This window comes from Janthinobacterium sp. GW458P, assembly GCF_002127585.1.
GTDB lineage: Bacteria > Pseudomonadota > Gammaproteobacteria > Burkholderiales > Burkholderiaceae_D > Janthinobacterium.
On record NZ_NEGZ01000036.1, the window covers coordinates 1 to 11,031 of the forward strand.

The 11,031-nt window shown below is 64.8% G+C and carries 5 protein-coding genes and 1 pseudogene; 4 read left to right on the top strand and 2 right to left on the bottom strand.

The features are described from left to right. Together CBW50_RS29445 and CBW50_RS18655 are read left to right on the top strand one after the other, a co-directional pair. A pseudogene (locus tag CBW50_RS29445) lies at positions 1 to 204 on the top strand (hypothetical protein); the annotation flags it as partial. Between the two features lie 95 nt (positions 205 to 299). Then, positions 300 to 743, top strand: coding sequence for a DUF411 domain-containing protein (locus CBW50_RS18655; protein ID WP_086146942.1), 444 nt, complete (start codon positions 300 to 302; stop codon positions 741 to 743). 91 nt (positions 744 to 834) lie between these two features. Here CBW50_RS18655 and CBW50_RS18660 read toward each other — a convergent pair whose 3' ends face one another. Continuing rightward, positions 835 to 3,066 (bottom strand): NADP-dependent isocitrate dehydrogenase, encoded by a 2,232-nt coding sequence (locus tag CBW50_RS18660; protein WP_086146974.1) that lies wholly within the window; start codon positions 3,064 to 3,066, stop codon positions 835 to 837. A 348-nt stretch (positions 3,067 to 3,414) separates the two neighbouring features. After that, complete coding sequence (locus CBW50_RS18665) at positions 3,415 to 8,457, bottom strand: diguanylate cyclase (protein WP_086146943.1); 5,043 nt, start codon at positions 8,455 to 8,457, stop codon at positions 3,415 to 3,417. A gap of 450 nt (positions 8,458 to 8,907) precedes the next feature. Here CBW50_RS18665 and CBW50_RS18670 point away from each other — a divergent pair, with 450 nt between their 5' ends. Further along, positions 8,908 to 10,272, top strand: a complete 1,365-nt coding sequence (locus CBW50_RS18670; RefSeq protein WP_139842564.1) for a hypothetical protein — start codon at positions 8,908 to 8,910, stop codon at positions 10,270 to 10,272. A 73-nt stretch (positions 10,273 to 10,345) separates the two neighbouring features. After that, positions 10,346 to 10,999, top strand: coding sequence for a PEP-CTERM sorting domain-containing protein (locus CBW50_RS18675; protein ID WP_172404810.1), 654 nt, complete (start codon positions 10,346 to 10,348; stop codon positions 10,997 to 10,999). Positions 11,000 to 11,031 lie beyond the last annotated feature (32 nt).

The following is an 11,031-nucleotide window of genomic DNA, read 5'->3' on the forward strand; positions in this document are numbered from 1 at the left end:
GGCGACGCCAAGACCGCCCCTGCCAAGCACCCCGCTTGCGGCGCCTGTTCCGCCTTTTGCCTGGGCGCGCTGATGCCGCCCCCCTGCGCCCTGCCTGCCGCCGCCGCCAATGGCGCGGCACATGCCGCCGCCTCCGCTGCCGCCTTGCTGCCGGGATTCATTCCCGACGGCGTGCGCCGGCCGCCGCGACCGCTTTCCGCCTAAGCGCCGGCAGCAACGCCGGCACGTTTGCGCGCGCGCAAACCCAGAGCGGGCCACGCGGGTGGCCACGATTATCTTATTTATTTGAAAACAACACCATGATCAAACATTTCTTATTGCGCGGCGCCTTCGCCGGCATGCTGGGCCTGCCCACGTTCGCCATGGCGGCCTTGCCCGTCATTGAAGTCTACAAGAGCGCCTCGTGCGGCTGCTGTGCCGACTGGATCAAGCACCTGGAAGCGAACGGCTTCACGGTGCGCGCGAAAAATGTCGAGATGCCGGCGCAATACCGCAAGCTGTCCGGCATTCCCGACCAGCTCGGTTCATGCCACACGGGCCTCGTCAACGGCTACGCCATCGAGGGCCATGTGCCCGCCAGCGAGATCAAGCAGCTGCTGCGCGAAAAACCGAAGGCCAAGGGCCTGGCCGTGCCCGCCATGCCGATGGGCTCGCCAGGCATGGAAGGTCCGCGCAAGGATCCGTACGACGTCTTCCTCGTCAATAACAATGGCAGCACCACGGTCTACAAGCATTACAAATAAGGCTGAACGGCCATAAAAAAACGCCGCCGGGATCGCTCCCCGCGGCGTTTTTTGTCAGGCAGTAAAGAACTTACCGCCTGTCAAGATTGCATCAGATGCTGGCCAAGGCCGCGTTCAGCGTGGCGCTCGGACGCATGACGGCGTCCGTTTTCACCGGATCGGGCAAGTAGTAGCCGCCGATATCCATTTCCTTGCCTTGCACTTCTTTCAGCTCGGCAACGATCTTCTCTTCATTGGCGGCCAGGGTTTGCGCCAGCGGCGCGAAGTGTGCCGCCAGTTCCGCGTCATCCTTCTGCGCGGCCAGGGCTTGCGCCCAGTACAGGGCCAGGTAGAAATGGCTGCCGCGGTTGTCGAGTTCACCGGTGCGTGGCGATGGCGACTTGTTGTTGTCCAGCAACTTGCCGGTGGCTTCGTCCAGGGTTTTGGCGAGGATTTTGGCCTTCGCATTGCCCGTCTTGATGCCCATGTCTTCCAGCGACACGGCCAGGGCCAGGAATTCGCCCAGCGAATCCCAGCGCAGGTGGTTTTCTTCCACCAGCTGCTTGACATGTTTCGGCGCCGAACCGCCGGCGCCCGTTTCGTACATGCCGCCGCCGGCCATCAATGGCACGATGGACAGCATCTTGGCGGACGTGCCCAGTTCCAGGATCGGGAACAGGTCGGTCAGGTAGTCGCGCAGGATGTTGCCGGTCACGGAAATGGTGTCCAGGCCGCGGAAGGCGCGTTCCAGCGTGTAGCGCATGGCGCGCGTCTGCGACATGATCTGGATGTCCAGGCCCTTGGTGTCGTGTTCCTTCAGGTAAACCTGTACCTTCTTGATCACTTCGTTCTCGTGCGGACGGTAGGAATCGAGCCAGAACACGGCAGGCATGCCCGAGTTGCGCGCGCGCGTGACGGCCAGCTTGACCCAGTCGCGGATCGGCGCGTCCTTGACCTGGCACATGCGCCAGATATCGCCCTCTTCCACCGTCTGCGTCAGCAGCACTTCGCCCGTTTCCAGGTCGGTGATGTTGGCGGTGCCGCCTTCCGGCACTTCAAACGTCTTGTCGTGCGAACCGTATTCTTCCGCCTGCTGCGCCATCAGGCCCACGTTCGGCACGGTGCCCATGGTCTTCGGATCGAAGTTGCCATGCCATTTGCAGAAGCCGATCATTTCCTGATAGATGCGCGCGAAAGTCGATTCCGGCATGACTGCCTTGACATCCTTCGGACGGCCGTCGGCGCCCCACATCTTGCCGCCGATGCGGATCATGGCGGGCATCGACGCGTCGACGATGATGTCGTTCGGCGAATGGAAGTTGGTGATGCCCTTGGCCGAGTCGACCATGGCCAGTTCCGGACGGTTCGCGTGGCAGGCGTGCAGGTCCTTGAGGATTTCATCCTTTTGCGACGCTGGCAGGGTCTCGATCTTGTCGTACAGGTTGCTCATGCCGTTGTTGACATTGACGCCCAGCTTGTCGAACAGTTCGGCGTGCTTGGCGAACGCGTCCTTGTAGAAAATGCGCACGCAGTGACCGAAAACGATCGGGTGCGACACTTTCATCATGGTGGCCTTGACGTGCAGCGAGAACATCACGCCCGTCTTGAAGGCGTCGTCGATTTCCTTCTCGTAGAATTCCAGCAGCGCTTTCTTGCTCATGAACATGCTGTCGATGATTTCGCCCGCTTGCAGGGAAACCTTCGGTTTCAGCACGATGGTCTTGCCCGAGGCGGTGACCAGTTCCATCTTGACGTCGCGCGCCTTTTCCAGGGTCAGCGACTTTTCGCCATGGTAGAAGTCGCCATGGTGCATGTGCGACACGTGGGTCTGCGACGCCTGGCTCCACTCGCCCATCGAATGCGGGTGCTTGCGGGCGTACTCTTTGACAGCCTTCGGTGCGCGGCGGTCGGAGTTGCCTTCGCGCAGAACCGGATTGACCGAGCTGCCGATGCACTTGCCGTAGCGGGCCTTCAGGGCTTTTTCTTCTTCCGTCTTCGCCTCTTCCGGGTAGTCCGGCAGCTTGTAGCCGCGGGCTTGCAGTTCGCGCACGCAGGTGATCAGCTGGCCCTGGGAAGCACTGATGTTCGGCAATTTGATGATGTTGGTGTCCGGATTCTGGGTCAGCTTGCCCAGTTCAGCCAGGGTATTCGGGACTTTTTGCTCGTCCGTCAGGAATTCGGGGAATTCGGCCAGTACACGCGACGCCACCGAAATATCGCTGGAAACCACGTCCACGCCGGCCGGCGCGGTGAATTTTTTAATAATCGGCAACAGGGAATACGTCGCCAGCAGCGGCGCCTCGTCAGTCAGCGTGTAGATGATTTTGGATTTTTGTGTTGCCATGTTCATTCCCTTGTATGCGGTGATGCCTGGTGGTTAACTTTCTTCATTCCAAACACAGGACGGTTAGCCTTGCTTTGGACGGCTAGTGTGCCGGCGGTGACGCCGTGCTTGCCCACCACGTATTTTAGACTGTCCTGCCGCTGTTTGTGTATCAGATGCCGAGGAATCTTATATAAGACAGCAAATATCTGGCGGCGGCAGGCCGGAATGGCCATTTTCCGTCTTGAAATGCCGGCAGCACAGACGATGCGGCATGTATGCGACAATGGAAACAAATTAAATAAAAGCAATATCCAAACGAAAGCGGCATCGGTGCCGCCTCCTTGTCGACGATGCGGCGCAGTTTCTTCATGGCATGGCAAGCGCCCGCAGCACGACGCAATTGCGCCCCGCATCCTTGGCGCTGTACAGCGCGGCATCGGCCAGGCGCATCAGCGCATCCGGATCGGCGGCGCCCGGCACCGGCTGGATCGCGACGCCGACGCTGATCGTCACCTGTCCCGCATCCGCCCCCGCGTGGGCGATGCCCAGGTCTGCGATGGCGCGCCGCAGCGCTTCGCCGATCAGGCGCGCCTCGTCCGCGCCCGTATTTGGCAGCACGATCGAAAACTCTTCGCCGCCGTAGCGCGCCGTCAGGTCGCCTGCGCGGCGCATGCTGGCCAGCAGGGCGTGCGCGACGCGGATCAGGCACGCGTCGCCGGGCTGGTGGCCGTAATGGTCGTTGTACCGCTTGAAGTAATCGACGTCGAGCATGATGACGGCAAGCGGCTGGCCGACGCGGGTGGCGCGCGCGCATTCGGCGCGCAGCACGTCGTCGAAATGACGGCGGTTTGCCAGGCCCGTCAAGCCGTCGGTGATGGACAGCGTGGCCAGCTTGCGGTTGGCGTCTTCCAGCTGCTCGGTACGCTCCGCAACGCGCCGTTCCAGGCTGTCATGCAGCCTGGCGCTGGAGATCGAGATCATCGCCTGCGCGCCCAGCATGCGCAGGAAGGCCACGCGCTCCTCCGTGAACGAGGCGTCGGCAAGCCGGTTTTCGAAGTACAGGACGCCGTCGATCTGGCCGCCATGCCGGATCGGCAGGCACATGACGGCACGCGGCCGCTGCAAGCGCACGTAGGGGTCGCCGGCAAAGCGCGACACGTCGGCGATGCTGTCCTCGATGACCGCGGCGCCCGTGCGGATGACGTAGCGCAGCAGCGACAGCGGAAACTGCGGGTCGCTGGCGGCGTCGAGGTCGAGCCGGCGCGCCTGCAGCACGGTGACGGCGTCGCCATCGATGTCGGCCTCCAGCTGGTAGGCGCCATCGGACAGCAGCAGCAGGCGCGCCACCTGCCCGCCGGCGTTTTCGCACACGATGGAGATAAGGCGCGTCAACACGTTGCGCAGGCCGACTTCGTTCGACAGGATCTGGGCCGCTTTCAGCAGCGACACCAGGTCGAGCGCGGAACTGCCGTGCGTGAGGGAGGCAAAATGCGGCTGCAGGGCGCGTCCCGCCCCTGCGGGCAGCAGCGCAGCATGGCGCGCCCGCAGCTGCGCCACCTTGCCTTCCGCGCCCCACTGGCCGTAATGGGCGATGGCGTCCCGCAGGAACACGGCGGCCACGCGCGCTTGCCCCTGGTCCGACCAGCATTCGCCGCACAGCTCATTGCCCAGCGCCTGCACGTTGACGTAGCCGGCCAGGCCGGCGGCGTCGACGGCCTGCTGGTACAGGCGCGTGGCCAGCGGCAGGTCCTGCCGGTAGCGCGCCATCTCGGCCGTCACCAGCAGATGCTTGGCGGCGCTATTGTCCGAGCCTTGCCTGGCCCAGCCGGCCAGACTGGCTTGCAGCGTGCCGATCACGGCCAGCACGTCGGCGGCGTCCGGACGCGCGGGATCGCGCCGCAAGGCGCGCAGCAGGATCAGCGCGGCGTAGAAGCTGGACTCGGCAACCTTGGCCTGGCCGCGCATGATCTGGGTGACCATGCCCAGCTGGCCAGCCAGTATCTCGGCGTCGGCGCCGTCGAACAGGTAGGCGTTGCGTATCTTGCCTTGCAAGAAATAGGCGCGGTACAGCTGCGAATGGCCATATTGCTCAAGAAAGCGCGCTTCGCTGAACGTCGCATCGTCGTAGCTGTCGTGACGGGGAAGCAGGCCCATCAGGCACTTGATCGGCTGGATCGCGGCCGCCACGCAGCAGTCGGCCATCGCCTGCTGGCCGTTGGCGCGCATCAGCGCCAGGTCTTGCCCGATGTCGTGCATCAGGTGCGGCAGGTAATCGCCGAGGATGATGCGCTCCGTCGCGCGCACGGCCGCCACCACGCCGACCTGGACGAAATCGGCGATTTCCAGCGCCCAGCCGAACGCTTCCTCGTACAGGGCGTCGGAGCTGCGTAGCGGCCGCGTCCAGTGGTTGCTGAGTGCGCCGAACATCAGCGCCGTGAGGGTGCGCGTCTGCAGGTTGGCGCGGCGCCTGGCCAGCGCCATCGCCATGGCGCCGAAGTCGTAGCCGCGCGCGACGTCGCCGCCGTACAGCGCCAGCATCAGCGCGTAGCCGACATAGGCGACAGCGCTGAAGTCGCTATTCCCCTGCTGCATGGACAGGCGCGTCATCGACACCACCATCAGCGCACTGAGATCCTGCTGGCCCGCGTAATAGCTGGCCATCCACAAGCCCTGCATCATCTGCATCGCGGCCACGGCGCCCGGATCGTTCATTTCCCCGGCCGCCAGCAAGGCGTCGGGGGCGTGCGCGCCGGGCAGCCGCCCGATGTCGGCGAGAATATCGGCGAAGCGCGCCTTCATGTGCGCCACGTCGTGGGGAATGTCGATATCCAGCTGCGCCAGGCCGTCGCGCTGCACGGCGATGGCTTCGAGCAGGCGCCCCTGCAATTGGTACTGGTGCGCCTGGATGGCGATGCAGCGCAGCTGCTGCAGCGGACTCAAGGCGCGGGCGCGCAGCAGCGGATAGATGGCCTCGGCGGCGTCGAACTGGCCGCACAGATAGGCCGCTTCGGCCGCGCCCAGCTGCAGGTCGAGCCAGAGGTCCGCATGGCCGCGCCAGGCCTGCGCCGGCAGCAGCTCCAGGCCGGTGCGCATGTGCTCCAAGGTAGCCTGGAACGCGGCGGCGCGGCGCGCCTTGCCGCCGGCCTGCAGATTGAGCGCGGCCAGCCGCGCGCGTTCGCCCGCATCGCGCATCAGCGCGCGGCCGGCGTTGAGCTGCTCGACGATTTCAAACAGCGCGCCATCGAGGCACTGCTGCGTCGTATGCCGCAGCAGCAGGCGGCCGATGAGCAGATGGTTGGCCGCGCGCGCGCCGTCATCGGCGGCCAGGTAGGCCGCCTGCTGGACCCGGTCGTGCAGGAATCGGTAACTGACGCCGCTCTCGCCACGCCCGGTGCCGCCATTGACATATTTATAGCGTTCGTCGAGCGGCTGGATCAGCCCTGCCTTGAGCGCCGGCCACAGTTCCTGCTGCGTGCGCCAGGGTGCCCGGTCCACGGCCAGGGCGAGCGTATCGAGCGTGAAGCGGTTGCCGCTCGATGCCGCCAGTTGCAGCAGATGCTGCGTGACGCCGGGCAGGCGGCGGATTTTCTCAAGCAGCACCTCGACCACGTTGTCAGTGTATCTGGCCTGTTCGATCGCCGGCAAGTCCCACTCCCAGCAATCGCCGTCGGCCTGGTAGCGCAGGTGGCCCGCATCATTGAGCGCCGCGAGGAACTGATTGAGGAAGAAGGGATTGCCGGCCGTCTTCCGGTAGCAGATGCGGCTCAGCGGCGCGCAGTCGGGGACTGCCACGCGCACGGTGGCCGCCACCATTTGCGCAATCTGCGGCTCGGTCAGTGCGGCCAGCAACAGCGTGGACAGGCGCGCGCCGCGCGCCAGCAGCTTGTCGCGCAAGCCCGTGAGCGGATGCGCGGCGTCCACTTCGTTGTCGCGGTACGCGCCGATGAACAGCATGCAGCACGTGTCGCAGGAAACCATGAGCCGCTCAAGCATCCGCAGCGTGGCCATGTCGGCCCATTGCAGGTCGTCGAGGAACAGCACCAGCGGATGCCCGGCGGCGGCGAACACTTCGACGAAGCGGGGAAACAGGCGGTCCAGGCGCAGCTGGGCCTGTTCCGGCGCCGGCTCGGGCACGGCGTCGGTGGGACCGACGATCAGCGCCAGCTCGGGTATCAGTTCGACGATCACGCCCAGGCCGCTGCCCAGGGCGGCATGCAGTTTTCCGGACCACTGCCGCAGCGTTTCTTCTGGCTGGCCCAGCAACTGGCGCACCAGCCCCTGGAAGGCCTGGACCAGCGAGGCATAGGGCACGTCGCGCTGGAGCTGGTCAAACTTGCCAGACAAGAAGCAGCCGCGCCGGGCAACGATCGGTTTTTGCACTTCGTTCACCACCGCCGACTTGCCGATGCCGGAATGGCCGGCCACCAGCAGCAGCTCGCAGCGGCCTGCGGCACTGCGTTCAAACGCGGCCAGCAGCACGGCGATGGCGTCCTCGCGCCCGTGCAGCGTTTGTGGAATCAGGAAGCGGCCGTTGTGGCCGGACAAGGTGAGTGGCTGCGCCGGCTTTGCCGCACGGCATGCCTCAAGGTCGCTGCGCAAGCCTTGCAAGCTCTGGTAGCGTTGATCGGCATTCTTTTCCAGCAGCCGCTGAAGGATGGGCAGCAGCTGGCCAGGCAAGCCCGTGAGCGCCGGGTGCGACCAGTCCGGACTGCGCGCGATGTGACAATGCACGAGCTCCATCTCATCGCCTGCCTCGAATGGCGCCTGGCCGACCAGCAATTCGTACAAGGTGGCGCCGAGCGCATAGAAATCGGCGCGGTAGTCGACGCGCCGGTTCATGCGCCCCGTCTGCTCCGGCGCCATATAGCGCAGCGTGCCTTCCAGAACATGGAGATTGACGATGCCATGGCTTTCAAATGGCAGTTCGCAGGCGATGCCGAAATCGATCAGCTGCAACCGGCGCCGCTCGCCATTCCACGCCAGGTTCGATGGATTGATATCCTTGTGGATCACGCCCTGCCGGTGTACCTCGTCCAGCGCCGCGCACAGTTGCAGGGCGATGTCGAAAAAATCGTCCAGCGCCAGCGCGGGCTGCGATGGCGACGAGCGCGCCGCCGCCTGCGCGCGCACAAGCTGGTCGAGCGCCTGACCGCCGGCATCTTCCAGGAGCATCGTCCAGCGCCCCGCGTGCAGCTGCAGCGCAAGCGGATGCGCCACGCCCGGATGGCGGCAGCGGCGCGCGATCGCAAATTCACGCTTGAATTGTGCCACTTGCTGAAAGGAAGGAAACGGCTGGTTCGGCATCTTGACGATCAGCGCGGTGCCATCGGCGGCCCTGGCGCGGTAAACCCGCGAGCGGGCACCGCTGTGCAGCTGTTTGATGATCTCGTGGTCGAAAAGTGAGCTCATGGGCGAGTCTTGCGGTACACAGACGGTTGCGGAAGCCTCGGGGCGCAGATTTCGTGGCGTTAACTGATTGTAAGTATTATATCAGTTGAGATTCGTGGAGTGTATGCTCAGCGGCAATAGGCCCACTTGCACACATTGCCGCAGAGCTAGAGAGATTGTCTGCCGTGATGCAATTTTACAACGCAGATACCGTAGCGGCACCGGGATGCGGCCCGGACGGCGCCAGGAAAGTTCAGCGCCCCTGCCTGCCGATGCGCAGCCCGCCCCCCCCCCCCGGCGCCTGTCGAAGAATTTGACAGTCGAGCCCGCAAATCTCACTCTTCAAAAAATTTTACATATGAATCAGTAGCTTGCACCGCTGGCCCTGTTCTTGCTCTCGTCTCTGCCGCAGGCATGGCCTGCCCGCGTGCCAGCCATGTCCCTGGCCGCAGTACCCGAGGAGACGACATCATGACTGCTTTCCCTATAAACATCGCGGCAAGCGCCGCCCGCTGGTGCCGGCGCAGCTTCGCCATGGCCGCCTGCGCCGGCTTGCTGCTGGCGCCAGCGGCCATGGCGGCCAGCCAGCGCAGCGACCTGTTAAGCGGCGCGGGCCGTACCGACGGCAGCGGCTGGCAAGCGAGTCCCAACGGCGTCGACGGCTGGATTCCCGCCTACGGCCCCTACCCGAACCCGGTCACCATGCCCAATCCCCATATCAACCCGGAGGGCGTGCATGCCAACCTGATGTGGTACTGGCCCGGCCCCGGGCTGCCCGCACCAGGCAGCCCGCCGACCAGCGCCTACTTCCGCTACCAGCTCAACCTGGAACCGGGTCTGCTGCCGCAGATTGTCGCGCTGGTGGCGGCCGACGACCAGATGACGCTCACCGTCAATGGCGTCACGATCGGCAGCTACGAGCTGGCCGAGCACATGCCCGATGGCCAGCCTGAAGCGGTCGTCATGGATCTGACGCCGGGGCTGCAGCCTGGCGCGAACCTGATCGAGATCCGCGCCACCGATAACGGTAGCTATCACTGGGTATTTTTCGATAGCTACAACATTATGGCGTCGCCACAGCGCGTGCTGGTGAAGCTGGCGCCGGTCTTGACCAGCCTGATCGGCGACGTCGACAACTTCCACGGCGGCGATCCGGCCGACACCGCGCCCAGGTCGCAGCACGTGCTCGACATGCAGGACCATCTGGTGGCGGCACCCGCCATCAACCTGGACCAGCCCGCGGCGAAGCAGTCGGTCGGCCTGAGCCACGACGCCACGCTACCGGACGGTGCGCTGATCACCTCGGCGACCGTCAAGCTGCACGTCAGGATGACGGGCGATATCCCCGATAACGACGTCATTTTATTTAACGAAAGCAATGTTCCTGAGCAAGGACAGGCCAGCCGGGTGATTGCGCTGCATGACCTGCTGGGCTTTCCCCCGCAGTCAGGCGCCACATATGACCTCACCTGGAACCTGGCCAAGACGCCGCTGCGCAACTTCACCGCCGATGCGGTGACCGGCCAGCCGGACCAGGTGGTCAACCTGTTGCCCATGCTGAAGAACGCACAACATCTGGACGTGCTGCTGGCCGACGACACCATGCTGGATTTTTCGCAACTGAGCATCACCTACACCACTGTCGACGCCGCTTCTGGCGACCTGAACAATGACGGCGCCGTCGATCGCGACGACCTGAACATCCTGCTGCTGGGACTGAACACCGTGGCATCGGCGTCGAACGACCCACGCGACCTCGACCATGATGGACGCATCACCGTGCTCGACGTGCGCAAGCTGGTCGCCAGTTGCACCCGTGCGCTGTGCGGCAAGTAAGCCGATGCCGGTACGCCAATCTTTCACGCCGGCCGTGTGCGGCCGGCTTGCTCATATTGCGGGAGAGGTGATCATGAATAAGCTATTTCTTGCGGCACTGCTCTGGCTCGCCTGCCTGGGCTGTTCGCCGCTGGCGCAGGCGCTGCAGATGACCCTGGTGCCGCGCGGCGGCTACCAGATCGCCCCGGGCGGCACGGTGCTGGTGGACCTGAACATTGCCGGCCTGCAATCCGCAGGACTGAGCACGGAACTGGGCGCTTTCCATTTGGACCTGTACTACGACCCAGACCTGCTGTTCTATCTGCCCGGCGCGCCATCGGGCTGGGGCACGGCGCTGGGCCAGACGGCCGGCGGCGCCCAGGCGCTGGCGTTCGCCGACCACGGCACGCCCGGCCTGCTGCATCTGGACGAGGTGTCGCTGCTCGACGCACTGACGCTGGGCCAGCTGCAAGGCGATGGCTTCCGCCTCGCCACGCTGGCGTTCCAGGCGCGGATGCCCGGCGGCCCGGTGCCGGCCAATACCTTTCTGTTCGCCGACGATATCCTGCTGGGCGATGCGGCCGGCAACCGCATTCCCGTCGCGCTGGACGAGATTCCCGTGCTGATACTGCAGGTGGACGAGCCCGCAACCATCGCGCTCTTCGGCATGGGCGTCGCGGCGCTGGCCTGGCAGCGGCGCCGCGTCATCATGCGGCCGCGCCGTCGGCAGGCGGCCCATAGCGCTTGAGCAGCTCGCACCATGCCAGCGCCAGCAAGGGT

Excerpts from the sequence above, each read along its gene's own strand:
- CBW50_RS18655 (WP_086146942.1), top strand. The coding sequence starts at position 300 with ATGATCAAACATTTCTTATTGCGCGGCGCCTTCGCCGGCATGCTGGGC.
- CBW50_RS18660 (WP_086146974.1), bottom strand. The coding sequence starts at position 3,066 with ATGGCAACACAAAAATCCAAAATCATCTACACGCTGACTGACGAGGCG.
- CBW50_RS18675 (WP_172404810.1), top strand. The coding sequence starts at position 10,346 with ATGAATAAGCTATTTCTTGCGGCACTGCTCTGGCTCGCCTGCCTGGGC.
- CBW50_RS18670 (WP_139842564.1), top strand. The coding sequence starts at position 8,908 with ATGACTGCTTTCCCTATAAACATCGCGGCAAGCGCCGCCCGCTGGTGC.
- CBW50_RS18665 (WP_086146943.1), bottom strand. The coding sequence starts at position 8,457 with ATGAGCTCACTTTTCGACCACGAGATCATCAAACAGCTGCACAGCGGT.